Origin of the sequence: Kitasatospora sp. NPDC058048 (genome assembly GCF_042885555.1) — a bacterium.
GTDB classification, from domain to species: domain Bacteria; phylum Actinomycetota; class Actinomycetes; order Streptomycetales; family Streptomycetaceae; genus Kitasatospora; species Kitasatospora lactacystinica.
This window is the reverse complement of record NZ_JBHVRT010000035.1, coordinates 25,058-51,294: the sequence shown is the minus strand read 5'-3', so window position 1 is coordinate 51,294 and position 26,237 is coordinate 25,058. Positions and strand designations below refer to the sequence as shown.

Here is a 26,237-nt window from a genome sequence, read left to right as displayed (position 1 = left end):
CATGAGCAAAGAGATCGCCACGGTCAGCCCGGACACCGGCACTCCGGCCGAGCAGGTCGCCCTGCTCGCCACCCCGCCGGACGCCCGCGACGTGAGCGCCGAACTGGCCGCGCCGCCCCGCCGGAAGCTGCCCTGGCTCAGCCTGGTGCTGGCGGGCGGCGTGATCGCCACCGGGGCCTTCGCGGGCGGGGTCTGGTACCAGCAGAACAACGGGACCCCGGGCGGCGGGAAGTCCTCCGCCCGGCCGGCCGCCGCCGCGGCGGCTCCGGGCGGCGGCTACGGGCAGGGGCAGAACGGCTCCCGCCGTGGCGGGCAGGGGCAGGGGCAGGGTGCGGGCCAGGGCGGCCAGGGCCAGGGCGGGCAGGCCGGCTTCGCCCGGGGCACGGTCAAGGCCGTCGACGGCAACACGGTGTACCTGACCGACACCAACGGCAACACCATCAAGGTCACCACCGGCGACGCGACGAAGGTCCAGCTCAACAAGGAGGGCAAGGTCGGAGACCTGCAGCCCGGCCAGAGCGTGACCGTCGTCGGCACCCCCGACGCCAGTGGTGGCTACACGGCCAGCCAGCTCGTCGAAGGCGCCGCCGGCGCGGGCGGCTTCGGAGGCTTCGGCGGTGGCGGTGGTGGCTTCGGCGGCGGTGCCGGGGCCGGTGGCGGCGCTCCCAGGAACCCGTCCGGCGGCTGACCCGGAACCGACGGACGACCGCGAGGCCCTCGCCCCTTCGGTGGGCGGGGGCCTTCGCATGTGCTCAGCGCGGTTCGAGGCGCCTCACCGGTTCCACACCGATTCCCGGTCCAGGTCCCGGAGCAGGTGGAGGAGGTTGAGGAGAGCAGGCTGGCTTCGGCGGCAGCCACCTCGCCAGCCTGCTCGGGGTGACGCCCGCCCTCGTGACCCAGATGGAGAACGGGAAGTCCGCGGTCAGTCCGGAGCGCCTGAGCGAGATCGCGGAAGCCTGCATGTGCCTCAACGAGCCCTCGGTCTCCACGCTCGCCGGCATGGCCAGTGAGCGCGAGGCGGCCTGGTGGGAGGAGTATCGAGGGGTGCTCGTTGCGGCTCCGATCGATCTGGCAGAGATCGAAGGCCATGCGAGACGGCTCAGGAGCTTCACCATTGGCTTCATCCCTGGATTGCTGCAGACAGCTGCCTACGCCACCGCCGTGTTCGCGAAGGGCTACACACCCCTTGCTGATCACGAGGTCGCTCGAAGGGTGAACTTCCGCCTGCGTAGGCAGCGGATTGTTCGATCCGGCGATACGCCGTACTTGGCGCTCATTCACGAGGCAGCACTACGTATCCAATACGGCGGCCACGCGGTTCTCAGGGAACAACTTGAGTCACTCATCGAGGATGCCGAGCTTCCGGGGGTCTCGCTACGAGTCGTGCCGTTCGACACAGCAGACTTCCCCGGGCCCAGCGAGAATCTGGCCTACGCGGAGGGGCCGGTGCCAGAGCTGGACACCGTCCAGGCCGACTCGTCCCACGGCTCTCATATCTTCGATTCTCCCGCCCAGCTGGCGGGCTATCGCGCAATCTTCGGGCGCATCGAAGCCGTTGCTCTGGAGGAGAGCGAGTCGCGAGACTACATCCGCTCGATCATGAAGGAAATGAACGACAGGTATGCATAGCTCAGAGTGGCAGAAGTCCAGCTTCAGTGAGGCGAACAACAACTGCGTCGAGATGCGGGCCATCGATGGAGTGATCGAACTCCGCGAGTCCGACGAGGGTGACGTCATCGTCCGCACCACCGCCCCCAACTTCGCGGCCTTCCTTCAGGGCGCGAAGGCGGGCGAGTTCGACCGCCTAATCACCGACACTGTCCAGTGAACCGTGCGGGCGGCCCCTTGCTCTTCCGTAGGGGGCCGCCGGAAGATGGAGTGGTGCTTGCTCCTGCTTCCCTTCAGCCATCCGTAGACAGATCGTGTCATCATGCGTAACTCCACCTGGCGGAAGTCCAGTTACTCTGGCGCGAACTCCGAATGCGTAGAGGTGCGGATTGTCGCTGGTGTGATCGAACTCCGCGAGTCCGACGAGGGTGACGTCATCGTCCGCACCACCGCCCCCAACTTCGCGGCCCTCCTCCAGGGCGCGAAGGCGGGCGAGTTCGACCGCCTGGCCACCTCCCGCGCTTAGCGAACCGTTCCGGCGGCCCCTTGCTCCTCCGCAAGGGGCCGTCGGAAAATCGATGGCCGGTTCGGCGGCACCCGATGAAGATCGCTGGATGCATCCCTTCCTGCAGACCGAGCGTCTCCTCCTGCGGCCGTTCACCGAGGCCGACGTCGACGACCTCTTCGCGCTGGACAACGATCCCGAGGTCATGCGCTTCATCAACGGTGGCAAGCCGGCGGACCGCGAGGCGATCCGTACGCGGACCCTGCCCCGCCTCCTCCACGTCCACCCGTGTTCGGGCACCCGGGGCTTCTGGGCGGCCCAGGAGAAGACCACCGGGACGTTTCTGGGCTGGTTCGAGCTCCGCCCGCTCGACGACCACGATCCGGCCGTGGTCGAACTCGGCTACCGGCTGAACCGGTCGGCCTGGGGCAGGGGTTGTGCCACGGAGGGTTCGCTGGCCCTGATCGACAAGGGGTTCGCCGACCTCGGGGTGGAGCGGGTCACCGCGAACACCATGGCGGTGAACACGGGCTCCCGGCGGGTGATGGAGAAGTCGGGCCTGTCGTTCCTCCGCAGCTATTTCGGGGACTGGCCGGAGTCGATCCCGGGGTCCGAGCACGGCGAAGTCGAGTACGAGCTCCTCAAGGAGACCTGGGAAGCGCGGGAAGTCGGCCGGTCCGACTTTCCGCGCGCGTAGCGGTAGTTCGTGCCGGTGGCCCCTCGCGCCTCGCGAGGGGCCACCGGTCGATGCGGGCGGTGCCTACGGCTGGATCACGAAGTACACCACCATGCCCGCGGTCAGGCACAGGAAGAGCTGCACCATGAAGCCCCAGGTGAGCGGCACTTCGTCCGTGTCGCCGGCCTTGTCGGCCGCGAGCTGCCGGCGCGCGAGCTTCCCGAGGTGCCCGGCCGTCCCGAGGGCCATCGACAGCATCGCCAGCGAGTACATGGACAGCGCACCGGCCGGGTTCATCCCGTTCGTGTGGTAGCGGCCGATCAGGAAGAGCGCTCCGGCCAGCGGCGCCAGGGACACCATGATCCGGTACGTCCGCGTCGGCTGCGGCGGTACCGCCAGCGCCCAGAACAGCACCGTCGTCAGCGCGACGATCCACCACCAGGTGGCCACGCTCAAGCCCAGTGGAGTCATTCCCCCACCCCCCAGGTCACGGACGTTCGTTCACGTCCACTCCCGAGCAGAGTAGCCACGCCTCCCAGGGCCCTGCGCCGACCGAATCCCGCAAGATCCCGGCCGAGTTGCTTGCCGGATCCCGGCAAGAACGCTCAGTCGAGGCAGAACTCGTTGCCCTCGACGTCCTGCATCGCGAGGCAGGACTCGTTCTTGTCGTCGGCGACCAGCAGTTGCACCCGTGTCGCGCCGAGCGCGACCAGCCGGGTGAATTCGGCCTCCAGCACCGCCACGCGCTCCTCGCCGAGGAGTCCGGTGCCCACCCGCACGTCGAGGTGCACCCGGTTCTTCACGGCCTCGCCCTCGGGGACGCGCTGGAAGTACATGCGTGGGCCCGCGCCCGCGGGCTCCCGCCGCTCAATTTCCGCCGTGGATCCGCAGGTTGTGGGGGCTCTGGGGCTCCTGATCCCCGGTCTCCAGCAGCCCTGGTGCTGGCTTTCGCCGCGCGGCCGAGCCTCGTGAGGTTGGAGCGATCCGAACACGGAAGCAATTATCAAGTTATGGCAATTAAATATCCGTAATTCACTTCGGCGGAACTCGTGGATTTGTGCTCTATGCTTCGGAATCGCGGAAGAATCTCCTCTCAAAGGAATCCCATGAGCAGCGCGGACAACAAGAAGTCCCAGTTCGACGAGATTGACACCGACGGCGACGGCTACATCAGCGCCGTGGAGCTCAAGGCCCACCTCCAGGAGAACCCCAAGGTGAGCGACGCCAACGCCAAGGCGCTCTTCAAGTTCGCGGACGACAACGGCGACGGCCGGATCAGCTTCGAAGAATTCGCCGCGATCGTCAGGTAGTCGCTTTATTGGACGGTCGCTCCATGCGCAGGAAGTCGGCCATGCCGACTTCTCGCGCGCGGCAGTCGCGTCGGCGGCTCCTTGTTTCCCGCAAGGGGCCGCCGGTGTTCCCTCCGGGGGGTGGGTCCAGCCCCACCCCGTTGTGGGGCTGGACCCATACCCGGCCGCCCGTCCGCTCCGTAGCGTCGTTCCCACAACGACACGGAGGGGAAAGAACCATGGCGACCACGACCGACCAGGACACCTTCACCACGGTGAAGAAGTGCATCGGGCTCTTCGGCGCAGCCGGCGCCGTCGTCCTCGGCACAGTGGCCGTGATGGCGGCCACCGGCCACCCGACGACCCCGTTCATGTGGATCCGCGGGGTGATCTTCCTCGCCATCGCCCCGATCCTCCACCGGCTGGCCACCCGCGCCGCCGGCGGCTCCTTCAAGGCCTTCGACCGGGTCCGCACCCTGTCCACCGTCATGCCGATCGCCATCATCGCGGTCGACGCGATCCCCGGCCTCTGCCCGGTCTGGTACGCGGTCCTCCAGGGCCTCTCCGCCCTCGCCCTGGTCGCCGTCGCCGTCCTCACCCGCACCCCCGCCCTGCGGGCCGCCTTCCCCAAGGCGGGCTGACGCCCCGCCCACCAACTCGGCGCAGGAAGTCGGCCGTTCCGACTTCCCGCGCCGAAGCTTCTCCCCACGGTCGTCGACGTCCAGCAGATCATCGCCGCGGTGGGCATGGACGCTCACCGCACGGGAAGTCGGCGGCATGGACTTCCTGTGCGCGCGGATGCGGCATTGCACCGGGTTCCGGCCGTTCTGGTCCGGATAGTGGCTCGATCGGCGCGCTTGTGAGTGACCAGGTGCGTGCATAGCGTGACCAGGTCGCACTGCGACGCTCGCACACAGCGATGTGGAGGTGGCTTCGCCATGCCCGAAATGCTCGAGTACACCGAGCCCGTCGAGCCACGGCCGCCGTCGCCGCGGCGAACCGGAAGTCCGCGGAGGAGTCCCGGGCCGCCGATGGGAAGGACGGCCGGGACTTCGCCAACGCCGGCCGGTTCATGATCGCCCAGCCGGACGTCCCGGTCATCGTGTCCCGCAAGAGCGGAGAGAAGGTCGTCCGGGAATTCACCACGTACGAGTTCCGTCGTCGCGCCGGAGGGCTTTCTTGAGCACGCCGTCAGCGAGAACATCTGTGCCGGCCCGGCGATGGCGCGGCGCGCCCAGTGGATGTACGCGGCGCAGCTGGACAAGGGGCCGACGGGGCAGGTCGGTGCCGGCCTGGGTCTGACCATCTCCACCGGCGAGGTGACCCTCGTCCCGCCGACCGTCCACATCGGCGGGCCCGAGCACCAGCCGGTTCCGAAGGCGCAGTGGAACGAGCAGGCCCACGTCATCCCCTGGCGGCCGGGGCTGTACCAGTACGAGCCGGCCGGCGTGCAGCTGCTGTTCCAGCTCACCCCGGGCACCGAGGCCCCGGCGGAGATGAACATCTACCTGCCGGGCGCCAGGGCGCTGTGCATCGCCGAGAACGCCACCCACACCATGCACAACATCCTCAGCCTGCGCGGCGTGCGGGTCCGGGACGCGCACGCGTGGTCGAAGTACCTCACCGAGGCGATCCAGACCCACGAGGAGCCGGGCGAGAAGCTGAGCAACGCGCGCATCCTCGAATTCCTCGACGAGCAGCGCGACAGGTACGGCTACCTCAACGACCAGAGGCTGCGGCTGATCAACGCCGGCCAGACCGGCATCGAGATCGCCGAGGAGCTGAAGACCCTTCCGCCGGGCCTGAACGACCACTGGTACCTCGCCCCGCCGAGCTGATGCTCGGCGGGGCGAGGTGCTGCGCGGGACGCGCGGTCAGGGCTGCTGCGGGTCGGGCTGCTGCGGGTCCGGCTGGGGTGCGGTCGCCGGGCCCGCGCCGGGTGCCGGGCCGGTGGGGGCCCCGGTCCCGGTGCTGTTCGGGTTGGTCTTGGGTGCCGGGTCGGGGATGTCGGCCATCGGCAGGGACTGCTTGGGGGTGCCGCGCAGGGCCTGGTTCATGGCGTCCCGCCAGATCGGGCCGGGGCCGTCGGCGCCGAAGACCTCGGTGCGGTACTTCCCGTTGATGGTGATGTTGCGCATCTCCACGCCGCCCTGGGGGCCGCCGATCCAGACGGCGGTGGCGAGCTGCGGGGTGTAGCCGTTGAACCAGGCGGCCCGCTTGCGGTCCGAGGTGCCGGTCTTCCCGGCGATCTGCCGGTTGTCCTCCAGGCTGAGCGCCGCGCCGGTGCCGTTGTTCTCGGTCACGCCGTTCAGGACGGTGTTCAGCGCCCGCGCCGTCGAGTCGGAGAACACCTTCTCGCACTGGCCGGCCGGGACGGGGACGTCCTTGCCGTCGACGGTGGTGATCCGGTTGATGGCGACCGGGGCGCAGTGGGTGCCCTGGGCGGCGAAGGTCGCGTAGACGTTGGCCATGGTCAGCGGGCTCATCTCCTCGACGCCCAGGGCCATCGCGGGGACCTCCTCCAGGGGCTTGCCGCTGGCCTTGGTGGTGATGCCGAGCTTGTTGGCCATCTGCTTGACCGCGCAGAGGCCGATCTCCTGCTCCATCTGGATGAAGTAGGTGTTGACCGAGAGGGCCATCGCCATCTTCAGCTGGTACGGGCCCTTCTCGCTCGCGGACTCGTTGGGGACGACCGTCTTGGGCCGGGCGTCGTTCTTCCAGGTCCCTTCGCAGGTCTTCATCGTCGGGTACTCGAGCTTGTTGGGGGACGAGTACTCCTGCGTCGCCGGCAGGCCGGCCTCCAGTGCCGCGGCCGCGACGACCGGCTTGAAGGTGGAGCCGGGCTGGAAGCCGTTGCCGCCGCCCATCGCCGCGTCGACGTTGAGGTTGACGACGGTCTGGTTCTGGTTGGTGTCCAGGCCGTACGGGCGGGTCTGGGCCATCGCCAGGATCTTGCCGGTACCGGGCTCGACCATGGAGGCGGCGGCGGACACGGTGTCGGTGACCCGCACGTTGCTGCTCACCGCGTTCTGGGCGGCGGCCTGCTTGTCCGGGTCCAGCGTGGTGTAGATGTTCAGGCCGCCCTGGTTCCAGAACTTCTTGCGCTCGTCGGCGCTCTTGCCGAAGACCGGGTCCTGCTTGACCACGTGGCGCACGTAGTCGCAGAAGAAGCCCATGCCGGCCTGGGCGGTGATGCAACCGTTCTGCGGGGCCTTGAAGTTGAGGCCCAGCGGGGCGGCCTTCGCCTCCTTCGCCTGCTCGGCGGTGAGGTGCTTGTTCTCCAGCATCTTGTCGATGACGGTGTCGCGGCGGTTCTGCGCGGCCTGCGGGTGCAGCTTCGGGTCGTACTGGGACGGGTTCTGCACCAGCCCGGCGAGCGTGGCCGCCTCGGCGACGGTCAGGTCCTTGTTGCTCTTGCTGAAGTAGCGCTGGGAGGCGGCTTCCACGCCGTAGGCGCCGTTCCCGTAGTACGTGATGTTGAGGTAGTTGGTGAGGATCTGGTCCTTCGGCACCTCCTCCTCCAGCTTGATGGCGACCTTGAGCTCCTGGATCTTGCGGCCCAGGGTCTTGCGCTGCGCCTCCAGGACGGCGTCCCGGTCGTCGCCGGCCTGTTCCACGTTGACGTTCTTTACGTACTGCTGGGTCAGGGTGGAGGCGCCCTGGGAGGCGGTGCCGCTCTCCGCGTTCTTGCTGATGGCGCGCAGTACGCCCTTGAGGTCGACGGCGCCGTGCTCGTAGAAGCGGGCGTCCTCGATGTCGACCTGGGCCTGCCGCATGAACGGCGACATCTGCTCGGCGGTGATGACGGTGCGGTCGCGCTCGTAGACCTTGGCGATCAGCCCGCCCTTGGCGTCGAAGATCTGGGTGGCCTGGGTGAGCGGCGGGGTCTTGAAGTCGGTGGGGACGTCCTCGAACCCCTCCGCCGTGTTCTTGGCCGCCAGCCCGATGCCGCCGGCGACGGGCAGGGCGAGGCCGGCCAGCAGGACGCCGGACACCACGCTCACCCCCAGGAAGGTCGCACCGAAGCGGGCCAGCCGGAGCGGCGCCTTGCGGGGCGGCTTGGGGGCCGCGTCCTCGGCGGAACTCCATATCGGGGGGTGGTTCGAATCCATTCCGGAATGCTAACCGGTGAAAGTCACCGGCCGAACGGTTTTTCGGGCGTGGTTGTCACGGCTGTGCAACAGGCGGGGGACCGGCTCCGGCGGGGCGGGTCGTGTACGCACTGAATGAATGCGGGGGAATTGAGTGGTCCGTACGCAATGCGGACCGATCCGTGTGCGGCGCCCGCCCCCTCCCGTGGTCCTGCACTCACTGTGATGCGGTGGGCGGGCCGAAAGGTTGCGGGCGTCCGGTCAGGCGGCGGCACCTCCGGTCCCGGGGGCGGCGTCCCCGGTCCCGGGGGCGCTCTCCAGGACCGCTTCGACGTCGACCTCGACGTCGACCAGGTTGCCGACCACCGTGCCGCCCCGGTCCACCACGTCGTTCCAGCTCACGCCGAAGTCCTGGCGGTTGATCCGGGTGCTGGCGGTGAATCCGGCGCGCCGCCGGGGGCCCAGGTCGCGCCCGTCCTCCCACCACGGGGTGTCCCACTGCCCGAGGTAGGCCACGTCGAAGGTGACCGGGCGGGTCACGCCGCGGATGGTGAGCCGGCCCGTGACCTCGAAGCCGCTCGCGCTCACCTGGTGGACCTGTGATCCGACGAAGCTCCAGGTCGGGTGGTGCTCGACGTCGAAGAAGTCGGCGCTGCGCAGATGCGCGTCCCGCTCGGGCGAACCCGTGTACACCTGGGTCGCGTCGATGGTCGCCTCGACCCTGGCCTGCTCCGGAGCGTCCGGGTCGACCTCCAGGAAGCCGTGCACGTTCTTCAGCTGGCCGCGCACGTAGGTGACCATCATGTGTCTCGCGCGGAACTCCGCACCGGTGTGGCTGGGCTCGAAGAACCATTTCGTGGTGGCCATGGCGACTCCGTGAGGTGGTGGCCGGCGGGTCCCCGGGATCCCCTCCAGCCAGCGTAGGACGAAGCCGGCCCGCGGTCGTCCGGACGGCGGCCGACCCGCACCGCCGCCTCCCCCGGACCGGCAGCACCGCCACCTCCGCCGGACCGGCGGCACCGCCGCGGCCGCCCGCCGGACTGGCAGCACCCCCGCGACCGGGCCAGGCTGGTGGGGACGGACCGCCCAGCCGAGGAGGCAGGTATGACCGGCGAGCCGATCCCGGGGATCGACCCCACCGCGATGCCCAGCGGCGAGGGCTGCGCGGAGTGCCTGGCCGGCGGCGGGTGGTGGTTCCACCTGCGGCGCTGCGCGGCCTGCGGCCACATCGGCTGCTGCGACTCCTCCCCCGCCCAGCACGCGACGAAGCACGCCCGCGGGGCAGGCCACCCGTTCCTGGTCAGCTTCGAGCCCGGCGAGGACTGGTTCTGGAACCTGGAGACCGGCGCGTACTACGAGGGCCCGCCGCTGGCGCCGCCCACCGCCCACCCGGCCGACCAGCCCACCCCGGGCCCGGCCGGCAAGGTCCCCGCCGACTGGCAGTCGCGGCTGCACTGACGGCCCCGCGGCATTCGGCAGGTCACAACCGAGCCGGTCACAGCCGAGCCGGGCACAGCCGAGCCGGTCACAACCGAATCGTTCCGGCGGCCCCTTGCGCCTCGCGAGGGGCCGCCGGGCGCTGTCCGCCCGCCCGGACACGGCGGAAAACCGGGCGACTCCCGCGGGCTTGATCCTCTACGGTGAACGCGCCCAGGGCGGCCGTTTACCGCCCGTCGACGTGGCGCGACCAACGCGCCCGCACCCCAGGGGGTCCCCTGTCATGACGCGCACCCTTGTCGTAGAGCTCCACGCGCACCTCGGAGAGGCGGTCACCGTCTACGGGTGGGTGAACACGCTCCGACTCCAGCGGCGCATCCAGTTCGTGCTGGTCCGGGACCACACCGGTCTCGTGCAGGTCACCCACCTCCGCGGTGGGGAGGGCGACGCCGTCGAGGCCGCCTTCGAGGGCGTGACGGTCGAGTCCGCCGTGAAGATCACCGGAAGGGTCGTCGCCAACCCGCAGGTCAAGCTCGGCGGGCTGGAGATCGTCCCGTCCCGGGTGGAGGTGGTCTCACCGGCCGAGCCGAAGCTGCCGATCGACGAGAAGACCGGTATCGACCAGCGCCTGGACTGGCGCTTCCTCGACATCCGGCGCCCCTCCCAGCACCTGGTCTTCGACGTCCAGACGACCGTCGAGCGGGCGATGCGCGAGGTGGCGGCCGAGGAGGGCTTCACCGAGCTGCACACGCCGAAGCTGATGGGGACGGCCTCCGAGTCGGGCGCCGAGGTGTTCGAGGTCGGCTACTTCGGCCGCACCGCCTACCTCGCCCAGTCCCCGCAGTTCTACAAGCAGATGGCCATCGCCGGCGGCATCGACCGGGTCTTCGAGATCGGGCCGGTGTTCCGGGCCGAGCCGTCCTTCACCTCCCGGCACGCCACCGAGTTCACCGGGGTCGACGTCGAGATCGCCTGGATCGACGGGGTCGAGGACGTGATGGCCTTCGAGGAGCGGATGCTGCACCGCGTCCTGGCAGCCGTGGCCGAACGCCACGGTGCGGCGATCGCCGAGCACTTCGGCACCGCGGTCACGGTCCCCGGGCTGCCGTTCCCCCGGATCACGATGGCCGAGGCGCTGGCCCGGCTCCGCGCCACCGGCTGGGACCGGGAGGGCGTCAAGGACGACCTCGACCCCGAGGGCGAGCGCGCGCTGTGCGCCCTGATCGCCGAGGAGACCGGGCACGAGTTCGTCTTCGTCACGCGGTTCCCGGCCGCCGTACGGCCGTTCTACCACCTGCGGCCCGAGGACGACCCGACCGTCACCGAGTCCTTCGACCTGCTGTGGAAGGGCGTGGAGATCACCACCGGTGCCCAGCGCGAGCACCGGTACGACCGCCTCGTCGCCCAGGCCCGGGAGAAGGGCATGGACACCGGGCCGCTCTCCGGATACCTCGACTGCTTCCGCTACGGCACGCCGCCGCACGGCGGCCTCGGTCTGGGGCTCGGCCGGCTGCTCATGCTGGCGCTGGGCCTGCCGTCGATCCGTGAGGCGACGTTCCTCTTCCGGGGCCCGCACCGGCTCGAACCGTAGGACTCGAACCGCACGGAACGACGGAACGGGCCGCGCCCGAGGAAGAGACCTCCTCGGGCGCGGCCCGTTCTTTCGTGTCCGTCGGCCGTCGTGTCTGTCGGCCGGATTCCGTCAGCTGCGGCGCAGGGCCTCGGTGAGCCGGTTGGCGGCTTCGATGATGGCCTGGGCGTGCAGCCGGCCCGGGTGGCGGGTCAGGCGCTCGATGGGGCCGGAGACGGAGACGGCGGCCACCACGCGGTTGGACGGCCCGCGGACGGGGGCGGAGACGGACGCGACGCCCGGCTCCCGCTCCCCGATGGACTGGGCCCAGCCGCGGCGGCGGACGCCGCTGAGCGCGGTGGCGGTGAAGCGGGCGCCCTGGAGGCCCCGGTGGAGGCGCTCGGGCTCTTCCCAGGCCAGGAGGACCTGGGCGGCGGAGCCGGCCTTCATCGGCAGGGTGCTGCCGACGGGGACGGTGTCGCGCAGGCCGGAGAGTCGTTCGGCGGCGGCGACGCAGATGCGCATTTCGCCTTGGCGGCGGTAGAGCTGCGCGCTTTCCCCGGTGACGTCGCGCAGGTGGGTGAGGACGGGGCCCGCGGTGGCGAGCAGTCGGTCCTCGCCGGCGGCGGCGGAGAGTTCGGACAGGCGGGGGCCGAGGATGAAGCGGCCCTGCATGTCGCGGGTGACCAGGCGGTGGTGTTCGAGTGCGACGGCGAGTCTGTGGGCGGTGGGGCGCGCCAGACCGGTGGCGGCGACCAGCCCCGCCAGCGTGGCGGGGCCCGACTCCAGTGCGCTGAGCACCAGAGCGGCCTTGTCGAGAACGCCGACGCCGCTAGTGTTGTCCATAGCATGATATTGCAGTCTCAGGTAGCGAGACGCAAGTCCGTTTCGATGTTCGCCATCCTCTCAGATACCCGCAAAGCGGCTCTTCCGGGACTTCGGGTCTCACATGCTGGATGTGCCAGAGGGCGTGCCGCGGCACCGGAACCGCAGGCGGCGAAACGGCGGGGGGAGCGGCGGAGGGAGCGGCGGGGGGAATGACGGGAGAAGCGGTGGGGGGAATGACGGGGGAAATAAAAAAAGCCCCTGCCGTGTCACTGTCGGACACGGCAGGGGCCGTAAAAAGAATTCGGCGGCGTCCTACTCTCCCACAGGGTCCCCCCTGCAGTACCATCGGCGCTGAAAGGCTTAGCTTCCGGGTTCGGAATGGAGCCGGGCGTTTCCCTCTCGCTATGACCACCGAAATGATCGGGCCGGGCAATTGCTCGAAAGCATTGCCTTCGCCTCGCTGCAAATCATAGCAGGAGGGAAAACGAGGGGATTCCGCGGCCTCAGCGGCCCGGCGGCCGCCGGCCGGCGGCCGCCGGGCCGGTCCGTCGGGTCGGCGGACCCCCGAGCCCGGCCGTGGGCGCAGGGGCGGCCGGCCCGGAGCGGTGCGCGGGTGTGAGGCGCGTCGCGCCGGGCGGACGGGGGCCCCGTCCGGCGCGCGTCCGTCGTGTCCACGCCCGTGCGCACACCATCGAGCCTGCCCCTGTGCGCCGATCGTCCAAAAACCGACCGATAAGGTGTTAATCCAACATTCATCCATGCCGCATAGCCTCCGGGGGCTAGCCTCATGCTGAACGTCATCGTCCGACCGGGAGGCGAAAGCCCCGTGCAAGGCACTGTCACCACACCAGGCGGCTCCACGGTGGCCGGGGGCCAGGGCGAAGCGTTCCTGCTCGTCGTGGACGACGAACCCAACATCCGCGAGCTGCTCTCCGCCTCGCTGCGCTTCTCCGGCTTCCGCGTCGCCTCCGCCGCCAGCGGGACCGAGGCGCTCGAACTGGTCGCCGCCGAGCGCCCCGACCTGGTCGTGCTCGACGTGATGCTCCCTGACCTCGACGGCTTCACCGTCGTCGAGAAGCTGCGCGAGCGCACCAGCCGCGGACAGATAGCCGGCCCGGCCCACGGGCACCCCGGCGACCACCTGCCGGTGCTCTTCCTCACCGCCAAGGACGGCGTCGGCGACAAGGTGCAGGGCCTGGCCGCCGGGGCGGACGACTACGTCACCAAGCCGTTCAGCCTGGAGGAGCTGATCGCCCGGATCCGCGCCATCCTGCGCCGGGCCGGCGGGCCCGCCGAGGACGGCCGGCTGATCGTCGCCGACCTCAGCCTCGACCCGGTCGCCCACGAGGTCACCCGGGGCGGCACCCCGGTCTCGCTCTCCCCGACCGAGTTCAAGCTGCTGCACTACCTGATGGCCAACGTCGGCCGGGTGGTCTCCAAGTCGCAGATCCTCGACCACGTCTGGGCCTACGACTTCGGCGGGGACCTCTCCATCGTCGAGTCGTACATCTCCTACCTGCGCCGCAAGCTCGACTCCGGCCCGGCGCACGGCCCCAAGCTGATCCACACCGTGCGCGGCATCGGCTACGCCCTGCGCCGCCCCCCGCAGGGCTGACCGGGTCCGCTCGTGCTCGCCCGCTTCTCCGCCCGGATGTCGCTGCGCGCCCGGCTGCTGGTGCTCGTGCTCGCCCTGGTCACCACCGGGCTCGCGGTCAGCGACACCTTCGTGCTCGGCACCGTCCGGAGCCAGCTGGTGCAGCAGCTGGACGAACAGCTCCAGCGCTACGGGCCGCCGCTCTCCCGCAAGCCCCCGGGCCAGCTGACCGCGCAGACCGCCGGCCGGCCCGCCGTCGCCGGCCGGCGGGTCAGCCTGCCCAGCCAGTACCTGGTGCAGTACCTCTCCTCGGACGGCAAGGTCCAGGCGCTGATGCGCCAGCCCGTCTCGGACAGCGACCCGGCGCCCCAGCTGGAGGGACTGGACCCGACCCGGACCGCCCCCGACGTCCCCTTCGACCTGCCCGACCAGCGCGGCCAGCACCGCTGGCGGGTCCTGGTGCTGCCGCTCCAGACCCCCCGCGGGCAGGCCGCCAACCCCAGCGCGTACGCCTCGCCGGCGGTCACCCCGACCCACGTCATGGTGGCGGTCTCCCGCGAGGACATCGACGCCACCCTCGGCAAGCTGCGCACCTCCTTCCTGGCCATCGGCGGCGGCGTCCTGGTGGTGATCGCCGCGCTCGGCCTCTTCGCCGTACGGGCCGGGCTGCGGCCGCTGCGCCGGATCGAGGAGGGCGCCGAGCGGATCGCGGCCGGCGAGCTGTCGCACCGGATGCCGGAGCTCTCTCCGGGCACCGAGGTCGGCCGGCTGTCGGTCGCGCTCAACGGGATGCTCACCCAGATCGAGGCGGCCTTCGCGGCCCGCGCCGAGTCCGAGGCCCGGATGCGGCGCTTCGTCGCCGACGCCTCGCACGAGCTGCGCACCCCGCTGGCCGGGATCCGCGGCTTCGCCGAGCTGTACCGGATGGGCGCGCTGCCCGCCGAGGCCGACGTCAAGCGGACCATGACCCGGATCGAGAGCGAGGCCGACCGGATGGGCGCCCTGGTCGAGGACCTGCTGGTGCTCGCCCGGCTGGACGAGGAGCGCCCGCTCGACCTCGCCCCGATGGACCTGCGCACCCTCGCCGCCGACGCGCTGCACGACCTCACCGCCCTCGACCCGAGCCGCCCGGTCGCGCTCACCGGCCCGGCCGGCACCGGCGCGCCCGGCGCCGCGCCCGTCATCGGCGACGAGGCCCGGCTGCGGCAGGTGGTCACCAACCTGGTCGGCAACGCGGTCAAGCACACCCCGCCCGGTACCCCGGTCCGGATCGGGGTGGGCACCGACCCCGGTGGCGTCTGCCTGTTGGAGGTCGCCGACTCCGGCCCGGGCCTCACCGAGGAGCAGGCCCAGCGGGTCTTCGACCGCTTCTTCCGGGTCGACCCCTCCCGCAGCCGGGACAACGGCGGCGGCGCCGGCCTCGGCCTCGCCATCGCGACCGCCCTCACCCGCGCCCACGGCGGCACCCTCACCCTGCACACCGCCCCGGGCGAGGGCGCCACCTTCCGCGTCGAACTGCCCTGCCAGCACTGACCGGATTTCCTGCGGGTTCGCCCGAATGTCGGGAATTCCGGCCTTTGCGCAGCGGTCCGCTCCCGACTTTGTCGACTCGTCAATTCCCTGGCGAACCAGGAAGACATGGCGCCCGGTCGTTGCCGGAATCCGGCATGGAGCGTCAAGAATGCGTATGCCTATGATCGGTGCTGCCCGGCCGTCGGACTCCGTTCCGGCCGAGGCTTTTGCTTTCCTGCAGGCCCGAAAGGGGTCATTGTGAAACTCCGCCGTTCGCTGGTCTCGGCCGCCCTCGTCGCCGCCGTCGTCTCGCCCGCCGTGGTGCTCTCCGCGGCACCCGCCTTCGCGGAGTCGGCCGCCGCGGCGCAGACCCGGAGCGACAACGGCTCGATCGCCGAACTGGAGCAGGCCGCCGCCGACGCCGCCAAGGCGTACACGGCGGCCGTCGCCAACGCGGCCAAGGTGCAGGCCGAGGCCTCCGCCTTCCTCGACGACTCGCAGCCCTACCAGGGCAAGTACCAGGAGGCCAAGGCGGCCGCGGTGAAGGCCGCTGCGGCCAAGGACGCCGCCAACAAGGAGGCCGAGGAGGCCTCCTTGGCGTACGGCTCCGCCAAGGAGGAGGACCTGCCCAAGGCCAGGGAGCGGATGCTCAAGGCGATCGACGCCGCCAACGCCGCCATCGCCGCGGACGCGAAGGCCAAGGCCGCCGTGACCGCCGCCCGGAACGCCCTGGACGACGCCCGGGTCGAGGCGTTCCGGCGGATCCACACGGCGGATCAGGCCACCAAGGCCGCGGCCGCCGCCAAGGCCGCCGCGGACCAGGCCCTCGCCGAGGCGAGGGCGGCCGCGGCGAAGCCGGTCGAGCAGCCCGCCGAGCAGCCCGCCGAGAAGCCGGCGGAGCAGCCCGCGGCGGTCACCCCGGTCTCCAACACCACCACCGCGGCCAAGGCCGGCACCACCGGCAAGTCGACCGCCTCGACCACGTCGACCACCTCGACCACGTCGAGCACCCGGGCCACCACCGGCTCGACCACCGAACTCGCCGAGACCGGCTCCAACCCGGCCACCCCGTACCTCGCCCTGGGCGCCGGCCTCGCGATCAGCCTCGGCGCCGCGGCCCTCTACGTCTCCCGCCGCAAGCCGGCCACCCGCCCCACCTCCTGACCCACCCCGGTCGCGCCCGCTCGGGAGGGCGACGCGACCACCCCGGAACCGCAGGACAGGCCCCGGCCCGTCCTGCGGTTCCGGCGTTCCCGGGCCCCGGCCCCTGGACCTCGGACCCCGGACCCCCGGATCGGGTGCACCCGGCGGAGCCGTCGCGCGGCTCCCGCCGGCCGGACGGACGCCGGTAGCACGCGGATCCGGCCGGGGCGACCGGGTCGCGAGCCTGTCAAGCGCCGGTTCGGCCAACAACTTCCGGCCGTCCGCCCCGTCGTTCGTTGCCCCGGCCCGCGGGGGGTCCGCAGACTGTGCGGACCGCACCGCGGCCGTGGCGCAGCGCACCGGGCTGTCAAACCCACCCCACCTGCAGTTCCCTCGTAAGGATGGTGGATACTGCTCCTTGTGAACGTGTTCACGTTCACAAGCGGACAAGCTTGCGTGGTTGAGCAACGGTCTACGGCTATAGATGAAGTTTGTCCGGAAGATGCCCGTCGTCACGCGGGCAGGTTGGGAGAGAGGGCGACGTGGAACTGGCAATCGCTCACGAGACCATCGCGCGATGGCAATTCGGCATCACCACCGTCTACCACTTCCTCTTCGTCCCGCTCACGATCAGCCTGGCCGCGATCGTGGCCGGTCTGGAGACCGCCTGGGTGCGGACGAACAAGGAGAAGTACTTCCACGCCACCAAGTTCTGGGGAAAGCTCTTCCTCATCAACATCGCGATGGGCGTGGTCACGGGAATCGTCCAGGAATTCCAGTTCGGCATGAACTGGTCCGACTACTCCCGCTTCGTCGGTGACGTCTTCGGCGCCCCGCTCGCGATGGAGGCGCTGATCGCCTTCTTCTTCGAGTCCACCTTCATCGGCCTGTGGATCTTCGGCTGGGACAAGCTGCCGAGGAAGATCCACTGTGCCTGCATGTGGATGGTGGCCCTGGGCACCGTGCTCTCCGCCTACTTCATCCTGGCCGCCAACTCCTGGATGCAGCACCCGGTCGGCTACGCGATCGACCCGGTCACCGGCAAGGCCCAACTGACCGACGTCGTCAAGGTGCTGTTCCAGAACACCACCCTCGTGGTCGTCTTCCACACCCTGACCGCCGCCTTCCTCACCGGCGCGGCCTTCGTCGTCGGCATCGCCTCCTTCCACCTCTGGAAGGCCAAGCGCAAGCCCGGGACCGCCGACCCGAGGAAGACCGCCGCGATGCGGACCTCGCTGCGGCTCGGCCTGGTGCTCGCGGTCGTCTTCGGCGCCGGCACCGCGCTCAGCGGCGACACCCTGGGCAAGGTCATGTTCGAGCAGCAGCCGATGAAGATGGCCGCCGCCGAGGCGCTCTGGGAGACCCAGGCGCCGGCCCCGTTCTCGGTCTTCGCGGTCGGCGACGTCAGCAAGGGCCACAACTCGGTCGCTCTGGAGATCCCCGGAATACTCTCCTTCCTCGCCCACAGCGACTTCAGCTCCTCCGTCCCCGGCATCAACGACACCGCCGCCGCCGAGGCCGCCCAGCACGGCGGCGACCCCAAGGACTACATCCCGAGCATCTTCGTCACCTACTGGGGCTTCCGCCTCATGATCGGCTTCGGGATGACCTCCTTCGTGGCCGGCCTGATCGGCCTGTGGACCACCCGGAGGAAGCTCTTCCTGCGCCCCGAGTTCCGCACCGGCGAGACCGAGGTGCCCAGGCTGATGCTCACCCCCAAGCGCGAGCTCGGGCCGCTGCTGACCAAGTGGAGCTGGCGGATCGGCATCCTGACCATGGGCTTCCCGCTGATCGCCAACAGCTTCGGCTGGATCTTCACCGAGATGGGCCGTCAGCCCTGGGCCGTCTTCGGCCTGATGACCACGGCCAGCGCCGTCTCCCCCAACGTCGGTGTCGGCACCCAGATCGGGGCACTGGCCACCTTCACCACCCTGTACGCGATCCTCGCGGTCATCGAGGTCCGGCTGCTGGTCAAGTACGCCAAGGCCGGCCCGGTGGTGACCGAGCAGCCGCCCACCAAGGACCCGTCGCTGCGCGGACCGTCCTCGGACGAGGACGCCGACAAGCCGCTCGCCTTCGCCTACTGAGGCGCCGGGACACCGGGGAACTGAGGATCTGACATGCAACTCCACGACGTCTGGTTCGTGCTGATCGCGGTCCTGTGGATCGGCTACTTCTTCCTGGAGGGCTTCGACTTCGGGATCGGCGTGCTCACCAAGCCGCTGGCCCGCAACACCGCCGAACGGCGGGTGCTGATCAACACCATCGGCCCGGTCTGGGACGGCAACGAGGTCTGGCTGCTGACCGCCGGCGGCGCCACCTTCGCGGCCTTCCCGGACTGGTACGCGACGCTCTTCAGCGGCTTCTACATCCCGCTGCTGGTCATCCTGGTCTGCCTGATCGTCCGCGGCGTGGCCTTCGAGTACCGGGCCAAGCGCGACGGCGCCCGCTGGCAGCGGAACTGGGAGGAGGCCATCTTCTGGACCTCCCTCCTCCCGGCCTTCCTCTGGGGCGTGGCCTTCGCCAACATCGTGCGCGGCGTGGACATCGACGCGCAGAAGAACTACATCGGCACCCTCTGGGACCTGCTGAACCCGTACGCGCTGCTCGGCGGCCTGGTGACGCTCGCCCTGTTCACCCTGCACGGCTCGGTGTTCGCCGCGCTCAAGACGGTCGGCGAGATCCGTGAGCGGGCCCGCAGGGCCGCCCTGCTGTCCGGTCTGGTGACCGCCGTGCTGGCGCTGGCCTTCCTGATCTGGACCCAGGCCGACCACGGCAACGGCCGCAGCCTCGCCGCGATGATCGTCGCGGTGGTCGCCCTGCTCGGCTCCCTGGCAGCCAACCAGCTCGGGCGCGAGGGCTGGGCGTTCAGCCTCTCCGGGGCGACCATCGTGGCCGCGGTCGCGATGCTCTTCCTGGCGCTCTTCCCGGACGTCATGCCCTCCACCCTGAACCCGGACTGGAGCCTGACCGTCAGCAACGCCGCGTCCTCGCCGTACACGCTGAAGGTGATGACCGTCGTGGCGGCGATCTTCACCCCGCTGGTTCTGCTCTACCAGGGCTGGACGTACTGGGTGTTCCGCAAGCGGATCGGCGTCCAGCACATCCCCGGGCACAACCCGGCCGCCCCGCTCGACCAGGCCTGACGCCATGAAGCCGGTCGACCCCCGACTCCTCGGGTACGCCCGCACCACCAGGGCCTTCCTCGTCGGATCCGTGCTGCTCGGCGCGGTCGGCGCGGCCCTGGTGGTCGCCCAGGCGAGTCTGATCGCCGAGATCGTCGTCCGCGCCTTCCAGCGCGGGGCGACGCTCGGCGAGCTGACCACGCCGCTGCTGCTGCTCGCCCTGACGGCGGTCGGGCGCGGGCTGGTCGGCTGGCTCACCGAGCTCACCGCGCACCGGTCCGTCGCCCGGGTGAAGTCCACCCTGCGGCGCCGGCTGCTCGACCACGCCACCGCGCTCGGCCCGTCCTACCTGGCGGGCCGGCGCACCGGCGAACTCACCACCCTCGCCACCCGCGGCATCGACGCGCTGGACGACTACTTCGCCCGCTACCTGCCGCAGCTGGCGCTGGCCGTGGTCGTCCCGGTGATCGTGCTGCTGCGGATCGTCGGCGCCGACTTCACCTCGGCCGCGATCATCGCCGGGACGCTGCCGCTGATCCCGCTGTTCATGGTGCTGATCGGGATGGCCACCCAGTCCCGGATGGACCGGCAGTGGAACACCCTGGCCCGGCTCTCCCACCACTTCCTCGACGTGGTCGCCGGACTGCCCACCCTCAAGGTGTTCAACCGGGCCCGCACCCAGGCCGCCACCATCGCCCGGATCACCGCCGACTACCGCCGCGCCACCCTGCGCACCCTGCGGATCGCCTTCGTCTCCTCCTTCACCCTGGAACTGCTCTCCACCCTGTCCGTCGCGCTGGTCGCCGTCACCGTCGGCTTCCGGCTGGTGGACGGCACGCTCGACCTGGAGACCGGGCTGCTGATCCTGGTGCTCGCCCCCGAGGTGTACTTCCCGATCCGCCAGGTCGGCGCGCTCTACCACTCCAGCGTCGAGGGGCTGACCGCCGCCGACGAGCTGTTCCGGGTGCTGGAGACCCCGCTGCCCGCCGTCGGCACCACCCCGGCGCCGGACCTCGCGGGTGCCGAGATCGCCGTCGACGGCCTGGTCGTCCGGCACCCCGGGCGCACCGAGCCCGCCCTGGACGGCGCCGGGCTGACCTTGAGTCCGGGCTCCAGCACGGCGCTCACCGGTCCCAGCGGCGCCGGCAAGTCCACCCTGCTGGCCGTCCTGCTCGGCCTCACCGCCCCGGACTCCGGCACCGTCCGGATCACCGCCGCCGACGGCCGCGTCCACGACCTGGCCGAGCTGGACCCGCAGAGCTGGCGGCGGCAGATCGCCTGGGTGCCGCAGCACCCGCACCTGTTCGCCGGGACGGTCGCCGAGAACCTGCGGCTCTACCGGCCGCAGGCCACCGACGAGCAGCTGTGGACGGCGCTGCGGTCCGCGCACGCGCTCGACTTCGTGACCGACCTGGCGGCCGTCCTGGGGGAGGACGGCGCCGGGCTCTCCGCGGGGCAGCGCCAGCGCCTCGCCCTCGCCCGGGTGCTGCTCGCCGACGACCGGCCGCTGGTGCTGCTGGACGAGCCGACCGCCAACCTGGACGGCGCCTCCGAGGCGGCCGTGGTGGACACCGTCCGGGCACTGGCCGCCGATCCGGCGCGCACCGTGCTGGTGGTCGCGCACCGGCCGGCCCTGCTGGCCGCCGCCGACCGGCGGGTACGGTTGGCGGGGCCCGCCGCCGCCCCGCCCGCCCCGCTCGCGGACGGCGGTCACCACGGCGGTCACCACGATGGTCACCACGATGGGAAGCGCGGCTGGAAGCACAGCGGGAAGCCGACCCCCGCCCCCGCCGTCGCCGAGGAGACCGGCCCCGAGGGCGGCACCACCCCCCGGCTGGCGCTCTCGATCCTGCTCGGCGCGCTCGCCCTCGGCTGCGCCGTCGCCCTGATGGCCACCTCCGGCTACCTGATCTCCCGGGCCTCCGAGATGCCGCCGGTGCTCTACCTGATGATGGCCGTCACCTCGGTACGGGCCTTCGGCATCGGCCGCAGCGTCTTCCGCTACGCCGAGCGGCTGGTCTCGCACGACGCGGTGCTGCGCACCCTCGGCACCCTGCGGGCCGCCGTCTACCGGCGGCTGAGCGCGCTCGCCCCGGCCGGACTGCCCGCCTTCCGGCGCGGCGACCTGCTCTCCCGGCTGGTCGCCGACGTGGACGCGATCCAGGACCACTACCTGCGCTGGCGGCTGCCGGCCGCGGTGGCCGGCCTGGTCGCGCTGGCCTCGACGGCGGCGATGACCGCCTTCCTGCCCGCCGCAGGCCTGGTGCTCGGCCTCGGGCTGCTGCTCGCGGGCGTGCTGGTGCCCGCCCTGGCCGCCCGCTGGTCGGCCGGTGCCGAACGGCGCCAGGCCCCGGCGCGCGGGCGCCTGGCCACCGCCGTGGTGGACGCCTTCACCGGCACCGCCGAGCTCACCGTGGCCGGCGCCCTGCCCGGCCGGCTGGCCGCCGTCCGCACCGCCGACGCCGCGCTGACCGGGCTGGCCGCCCGCTCGGCCGCCACCACGGCACTCGGCACCGGGCTGATCGCCCTGCTCACCGGGCTGACCGTGACGGCCGCGGCCGCCGTCGGCGTCCAGGGAGTGCGCGACGGGGTGCTGGCGCCGGTCTGCCTGGCCGTGGTGGTGCTGACCCCGCTGGCCGCCTTCGAGGCCGTCACCGGGATGCCGCTCGCCGTCCAGGCCCGCCAGCGCAGCCGCGCCGCGCGGGCCCGGCTGGACGAGGTGCTGAACGCTCCGGCGCCGGTCACCGAGCCGGCCGAACCGGTGGCGTTGCCCGAGCAGCCGCTGCCGGTCGCGGTCCGCGGGCTGACCGTCCGGCACCCCGGGCAGGCGGTGGACGCGCTCGCCGGGGTGGACCTCGACCTCGCCGCCGGGCGCCGGATCGCCGTGGTCGGCCCGTCCGGCTCCGGCAAGACCACCCTCGCCCAGGCGCTGCTGCGCTTCCTGGAGCCGAGCGCCGGGTCGGTGCGGTTCGCCGACGGCCGTCCACAGGCTGTGGACAGCCGCGCGCTGGCGGGCGAGTCCGTCCGCCGGGTGATCGGGCTCTGCGCCCAGGACGCCCACGTCTTCGACAGCTCGCTGCGGGAGAACCTGCGGCTGGCCCGGCCGGAGGCGGCGGAGGACGAGCTGCGCGCCGCGCTCGCCGGTGCCCGGTTGCTGGAGTGGACCGAGGGCCTGCCGGACGGCCTGGACACCATGGTCGGCGAGCACGGCGCCCGGCTCTCCGGCGGCCAGCGCCAGCGGCTGGCACTCGCCCGGGCCCTGCTCGCGGACTTCCCCGTCCTCGTCCTGGACGAGCCCGCCGAGCACCTCGACCTGCCCACCGCGGACGCCCTGACCGCCGACCTGCTGGCCGCCACCGAGGGCCGCACCACGGTGCTGATCACCCACCGGCTGGCCGGGCTGGACGACACCACGGTGGACGAGGTGCTGGTGCTGGACGGCGGGCGGGTGGCCGAGCGGGGCCGCTGGTCCGAGCTGGTCGCCGACCCGGACGGGCGGCTGCACGCGATGTGGCGGCGGGAGCGGGAGGCGGACGGGCTGCTGGAGCCGGTGGGCCGGTAGCCGCGCGGCCCGCTGTACTGCCCGCCGTACTGTCCGCCGTACTGCCCGTCGCGCCGCCCTTCGGCTGAAAAGCGTACAAACTAGGCTTTCTCCATGGACCCCACGCCGGACCTCCCCGAGGCCACGCCCGAGCCGACACCCCATCGGGTGCCCGAGATCGCCTCGCTGGGGCTGGACACCCTGGTCACCGAGGTCGCCGAGCGCCTCCAGTCGGCCGCCGCGGTCACCGACCGGATGCAGCGGCTGCTGGAGGCGGTGGTCTCGATCGGGGCCGGGCTGGACCTGCACGCCACCCTGCACCGGATCGCCTTGGGCGCGGCCGAACTGGTCGACGCCCGGTACGCGGCGCTCGGCGTGATCGCCCCCGGCGGCACCGGCCTGGCCGACTTCATCCACGTCGGGGTCGACAACGGGACCGCCGGCGAGATCGGCGAACTGCCCGCCGGCCGGGGCATCCTCGGCGTGCTCATCGACCGCCCCGAGCCGCTGCGGCTGACCGACCTCGGCGCCGACCCGCGCTCCTCCGGGTTCCCCCCGCACCACCCGCAGATGAGGACCTTCCTGGGCGTGCCGATCCGGGTCCGCGCGGAGGTGTTCGGCAACCTCTACCTCACCGAGAAGAAGGGCGGCGGGGCCTTCACCCCCGAGGACGAGCAGGTGGTGCACGCGCTCGCCGCGGCGGCCGGCGTGGCCATCGAGAACTCCCGGCTGTACGAGGAGGGCCGCCGCCGCGAACGCTGGATCGCCGGGGCCGCCGCCGTCACCACCGCCCTGCTCTCCGCCGAGCAGGCCGAGACCGCGCTGACCGTCGCGGCCGAGCAGGTGCGGGAGCTGGCGGACGCCGCGCTCGGCATGATCCTGCTGCCGACCGGCCCGGAGGACGGGGACGAGGGCGACGGGCAGATGCGGATCGCCCACGCCTCCGGTGAGCTGGCCGAGTTCGTGCGCGGCGAACTGCTGCCCAGGGAGAGCTTCGCGGCCCGGCTGCTCGCGGGGGAGAGCGTCTACCTGGACGACATGTCCAGCGACCCGACCGTGGTGATCAGGCTCGCCCGCCGCTTCGGCCCGTCCATGGCGGTGCCGATGGTCGCCGCCGGGCGGGTGCTCGGCGGGCTCTGCGTCTGGCGCCCCTGCGGAGCGGTGCCGTTCACCGACAGCGAGAAGCAGCTCGCCGAGACCTTCGCCTCGCAGGCCGCGCTCGCCCTGCGGCTCGCCGAGGGCCAGCGCGACCAGCAGCGCCTGGCCGTCTTCCAGGACCGCGACCGGATCGCCCGCGACCTGCACGACCTGGTGATCCAGCGGCTGTTCGCCACCGGGATGATGCTGGAGAGCGCCGCCCGGCGGGCGGTCGTCCCCGAGGTGAGGGTCGGCATCGGCAAGGCGGTGGACGAGCTGGACGCCACCATCCAGGAGGTCCGCACCACCATCTACGCCCTCCAGCACGACAACCACGGCGACGCGCCGGACACCCTGCGCACCCGGGTGCTGCGCGAGGCCAGCCAGGCCGCGGCCGCGCTCGGCTTCAAGCCCGCGGTGAGCTTCGTCGGGCCGGTGGAGAGCCTGGTCGGCGAGAACACCGGCCGTCAGCTGCTGGCCGCCCTGCGGGAGATGCTCTCCAACACGGCCCGGCACGCGCGCGCTTCCCGGGTCGGGGTGGAGATCGACGCCACCACCCACCTGGACGAGGACGGCCGCCCGGTGGGCGGCGACCCGGAGTCGCTGGACCGGGGCGGGCGGCCGGGCGTCCTGCTCACCGTGACCGACGACGGGGTGGGCATCCCGCAGGGCGGCCGGCGCAGCGGCCTGCTCAACCTCACCCGGCGCGCCGAGGCGCTCGGCGGCGACGCCTGGCACGAGAGCGGGCCGTACCGCAAGGGGACGATGGTGCGCTGGACGGCCCGGCTCTGAGCGTTCCAGGGCGGTTCCCGGCCGGTGGCCGGTCGGTTCCGGGTCGGTTCAGGGCCGCTTCCGGAGCGGTTTCCGATCGAGACGCGTGAAAGTTAAACGAGAGAGAACTTCCCGACCAACGGCGCAAGTTGTGAACGTTCTGGGCTTTCGGGGGCTCCGTGTGCACACATAGCTTTACTCCGCTCGGAGGGGAATCCGGAGGGCAACCGGACGGAGGGGGCAGTGAACGCTGCCGGCCGCGGCTACACCGCAGCAGGGGCAAGTCGAGGGGGGTTCCGCGCCGAACGGGCGGCGGACGGGCGCTACCGCTGGCAACTGAAGGCGCCCAACGGACGGGTGGTCGCGATCACCCCGGCCGCGTTCGAGACGGCCGGCGAGGCCGAGCGGGGCTTCGACGGCCTGCGGGTCGTGGCGGTCGACCTCACCGCGCGGATCACCCACGTGCGGGAGGGCATCGGCTGGATCTGGGTCGTCCCGGGTTCGCGGGCCCTGCCCGAGGTGCGCTCCAGCCGCGCGTACGAGCGGTACGCGACCTGCCAGAACGCCTTCCGGCGGTTCGTGGTGCTGCTCTCCAAGCAGCCGCCACGCGAACTCCCGGAGCCCGTGGTGCCGTTGAGACGCACCGATGGCCGCTGAGCGGCGCGGTCCGCGGCTGCTGATCGTGCCGGCGGCCGACCGCTGCCTCGGCTGGGCGCTGCGGGCCGCCAACGGCCGGCCGCTCGGGGTCGGCGTGCGGACCTACCGGAGCGAGGAGGAACTCGCCGAGTCGGTCCGGGAACTGCTGATCGAGCGGGCCGCGCTGCGATGTTCGGTCGGACAGTCCGAGGGGCGTCAGTGGGTCTGGGCCGCCTACCTGCCGGTGCGCAGCACCCGGCGGGGGGCGGCCGACGCCGTTCCGGTGGCCCGCAGCGCGCGGGGGTACCTGCGGCGGGACCAGTGCCAGGCGGGGGTCGAGGGGTTCCTGGCCGGACTCCAGTGGGTGGGGCAGGAGTTGCGGCGGTCCGGGCGGGACGGCCGCTGGCCGCTGTGAGCGTTTGAGTCGATGACGGTCCGAGTCGGATGACGGACCGTCATTCCGGCGTTTCCGGACGGGGATCCTCCAGTGGATCCCGTTCCCGGAAGGGGATCCTCCAACGGATCTCCGTCCGTGCTGTTCCGGTGAAGGACAGGTTTCCGGCAACACTCCGAGCAGCCTCCTGGAGAAGAACGTCGACCGGGCTCGGAGCCCCGGCAGTGCCCCTGTCACGTGCACGCTGACCAGTGGCTAAACCTCGCTGAACCGATGAGTCGACATTCACCGGCCGGGCTCGACCTCTCTTCCGGCGGAACCTCCCCGGCGGACAGGATCGGCACTGCCGGCGAGGCCGCAGCGGACGCGGCCACACGGCC

The 26,237-nt window shown here is 71.7% G+C and carries 22 protein-coding genes, 1 rRNA gene and 2 pseudogenes; 19 read left to right on the top strand and 6 right to left on the bottom strand.

Features of this window, described 5'->3' with window-relative positions; genetic code table 11:
- Position 1 precedes the first annotated feature (1 nt).
- The 5 genes from ACFVVA_RS30595 (at position 2) to ACFVVA_RS30575 (ending at position 2,810) form a co-directional block, all read left to right on the top strand.
- Positions 2-688 carry a hypothetical protein gene (locus ACFVVA_RS30595; RefSeq protein WP_387694002.1) on the top strand — a complete coding sequence of 229 codons (687 nt, stop codon included), beginning with the start codon at positions 2-4 and terminating at the stop codon, positions 686-688.
- Positions 689-867: 179 nt separating this feature from the next.
- The gene (locus ACFVVA_RS30590; protein WP_387694045.1) at positions 868-1,629 is read left to right on the top strand and encodes a Scr1 family TA system antitoxin-like transcriptional regulator; all 762 of its coding nucleotides are present in this window, start codon (positions 868-870) and stop codon (positions 1,627-1,629) included.
- On the top strand, positions 1,622-1,828 hold the full coding sequence (locus tag ACFVVA_RS30585; protein ID WP_387694001.1) for a DUF397 domain-containing protein: 207 nt from the start codon (positions 1,622-1,624) through the stop codon (positions 1,826-1,828). The genes ACFVVA_RS30590 and ACFVVA_RS30585 overlap by 8 nt, the downstream gene beginning before the upstream one ends.
- Before the next feature lie 102 nt (positions 1,829-1,930).
- Positions 1,931-2,134: a DUF397 domain-containing protein gene (locus ACFVVA_RS30580; RefSeq protein ID WP_387694000.1), complete on the top strand. Its 204-nt coding sequence runs from the start codon at positions 1,931-1,933 to the stop codon at positions 2,132-2,134.
- An 88-nt stretch (positions 2,135-2,222) separates the two neighbouring features.
- Positions 2,223-2,810 carry a GNAT family N-acetyltransferase gene (locus ACFVVA_RS30575; RefSeq protein ID WP_387694044.1) on the top strand — a complete coding sequence of 196 codons (588 nt, stop codon included), beginning with the start codon at positions 2,223-2,225 and terminating at the stop codon, positions 2,808-2,810.
- A gap of 63 nt (positions 2,811-2,873) precedes the next feature.
- Here the strand turns inward: ACFVVA_RS30575 and ACFVVA_RS30570 are convergent, their stop codons facing one another.
- Both ACFVVA_RS30570 and ACFVVA_RS30565 read right to left on the bottom strand, forming a co-directional pair.
- Entirely contained in the window at positions 2,874-3,260 is a 387-nt protein-coding gene (locus ACFVVA_RS30570; RefSeq protein ID WP_387693999.1) for a hypothetical protein, read from the bottom strand.
- A 134-nt stretch (positions 3,261-3,394) separates the two neighbouring features.
- A pseudogene (locus tag ACFVVA_RS30565) lies at positions 3,395-3,649 on the bottom strand (VOC family protein); the annotation flags it as partial.
- 246 nt (positions 3,650-3,895) lie between these two features.
- Here ACFVVA_RS30565 and ACFVVA_RS30560 point away from each other — a divergent pair.
- From ACFVVA_RS30560 to ACFVVA_RS30550, 3 genes and pseudogenes are all read left to right on the top strand, one after another.
- On the top strand, positions 3,896-4,099 hold the full coding sequence (locus ACFVVA_RS30560) for an EF-hand domain-containing protein (protein ID WP_387693998.1): 204 nt from the start codon (positions 3,896-3,898) through the stop codon (positions 4,097-4,099).
- A gap of 218 nt (positions 4,100-4,317) precedes the next feature.
- Complete coding sequence (locus ACFVVA_RS30555; RefSeq protein WP_387693997.1) at positions 4,318-4,719, top strand: hypothetical protein; 402 nt, start codon at positions 4,318-4,320, stop codon at positions 4,717-4,719.
- Between the two features lie 516 nt (positions 4,720-5,235).
- Positions 5,236-5,883, top strand: a pseudogene (locus ACFVVA_RS30550) (alkyl/aryl-sulfatase); the annotation flags it as partial.
- A 69-nt stretch (positions 5,884-5,952) separates the two neighbouring features.
- Here the strand turns inward: ACFVVA_RS30550 and ACFVVA_RS30545 are convergent.
- Entirely contained in the window at positions 5,953-8,190 is a 2,238-nt protein-coding gene (locus ACFVVA_RS30545; RefSeq protein WP_387693996.1) for a transglycosylase domain-containing protein, read from the bottom strand.
- A 240-nt stretch (positions 8,191-8,430) separates the two neighbouring features.
- Positions 8,431-9,036, bottom strand: coding sequence for a YceI family protein (locus tag ACFVVA_RS30540; RefSeq protein ID WP_387693995.1), 606 nt, complete (start codon positions 9,034-9,036; stop codon positions 8,431-8,433).
- Between the two features lie 237 nt (positions 9,037-9,273).
- On the opposite strand from ACFVVA_RS30540, the gene ACFVVA_RS30535 reads away from it, so the two are divergent.
- On the top strand, positions 9,274-9,627 hold the full coding sequence (locus ACFVVA_RS30535) for a UBP-type zinc finger domain-containing protein (protein WP_387693994.1): 354 nt from the start codon (positions 9,274-9,276) through the stop codon (positions 9,625-9,627).
- 262 nt (positions 9,628-9,889) lie between these two features.
- A complete protein-coding gene (gene aspS / locus ACFVVA_RS30530) occupies positions 9,890-11,197 on the top strand; it encodes an aspartate--tRNA(Asn) ligase (protein ID WP_387693993.1) in 1,308 nt (435 codons plus the stop codon).
- 111 nt (positions 11,198-11,308) lie between these two features.
- Here aspS and ACFVVA_RS30525 read toward each other — a convergent pair whose 3' ends face one another.
- Together ACFVVA_RS30525 and rrf are read right to left on the bottom strand one after the other, a co-directional pair.
- Entirely contained in the window at positions 11,309-12,022 is a 714-nt protein-coding gene (locus ACFVVA_RS30525) for an IclR family transcriptional regulator (RefSeq protein ID WP_030246527.1), read from the bottom strand.
- Positions 12,023-12,303: 281 nt separating this feature from the next.
- Positions 12,304-12,420: ribosomal RNA gene (gene rrf / locus ACFVVA_RS30520) — 5S ribosomal RNA — on the bottom strand.
- Between the two features lie 410 nt (positions 12,421-12,830).
- Between rrf and ACFVVA_RS30515 the strand changes: the two genes are divergently transcribed.
- The 9 genes from ACFVVA_RS30515 (at position 12,831) to ACFVVA_RS30475 (ending at position 25,878) form a co-directional block, all read left to right on the top strand.
- Entirely contained in the window at positions 12,831-13,619 is a 789-nt protein-coding gene (locus ACFVVA_RS30515; protein ID WP_359914346.1) for a response regulator transcription factor, read from the top strand.
- 12 nt (positions 13,620-13,631) lie between these two features.
- Positions 13,632-15,131, top strand: coding sequence for a sensor histidine kinase (locus tag ACFVVA_RS30510; RefSeq protein WP_387693992.1), 1,500 nt, complete (start codon positions 13,632-13,634; stop codon positions 15,129-15,131).
- A gap of 237 nt (positions 15,132-15,368) precedes the next feature.
- Entirely contained in the window at positions 15,369-16,274 is a 906-nt protein-coding gene (locus tag ACFVVA_RS30505; protein ID WP_387693991.1) for an LAETG motif-containing sortase-dependent surface protein, read from the top strand.
- Positions 16,275-16,795: 521 nt separating this feature from the next.
- The gene (locus ACFVVA_RS30500; protein ID WP_387693990.1) at positions 16,796-18,340 is read left to right on the top strand and encodes a cytochrome ubiquinol oxidase subunit I; all 1,545 of its coding nucleotides are present in this window, start codon (positions 16,796-16,798) and stop codon (positions 18,338-18,340) included.
- Between the two features lie 33 nt (positions 18,341-18,373).
- The gene (gene cydB, locus ACFVVA_RS30495; RefSeq protein ID WP_387693989.1) at positions 18,374-19,399 is read left to right on the top strand and encodes a cytochrome d ubiquinol oxidase subunit II; all 1,026 of its coding nucleotides are present in this window, start codon (positions 18,374-18,376) and stop codon (positions 19,397-19,399) included.
- A 4-nt stretch (positions 19,400-19,403) separates the two neighbouring features.
- Complete coding sequence (gene cydD / locus ACFVVA_RS30490; protein ID WP_387693988.1) at positions 19,404-22,940, top strand: thiol reductant ABC exporter subunit CydD; 3,537 nt, start codon at positions 19,404-19,406, stop codon at positions 22,938-22,940.
- Positions 22,941-23,033: 93 nt separating this feature from the next.
- Positions 23,034-24,848, top strand: coding sequence for a GAF domain-containing protein (locus ACFVVA_RS30485; RefSeq protein WP_387693987.1), 1,815 nt, complete (start codon positions 23,034-23,036; stop codon positions 24,846-24,848).
- A 222-nt stretch (positions 24,849-25,070) separates the two neighbouring features.
- Positions 25,071-25,484 carry a hypothetical protein gene (locus tag ACFVVA_RS30480; RefSeq protein WP_387693986.1) on the top strand — a complete coding sequence of 138 codons (414 nt, stop codon included), beginning with the start codon at positions 25,071-25,073 and terminating at the stop codon, positions 25,482-25,484.
- Positions 25,474-25,878 carry a hypothetical protein gene (locus ACFVVA_RS30475; RefSeq protein WP_359914327.1) on the top strand — a complete coding sequence of 135 codons (405 nt, stop codon included), beginning with the start codon at positions 25,474-25,476 and terminating at the stop codon, positions 25,876-25,878. The genes ACFVVA_RS30480 and ACFVVA_RS30475 overlap by 11 nt, the downstream gene beginning before the upstream one ends.
- Positions 25,879-26,237: the final 359 nt, after the last annotated feature.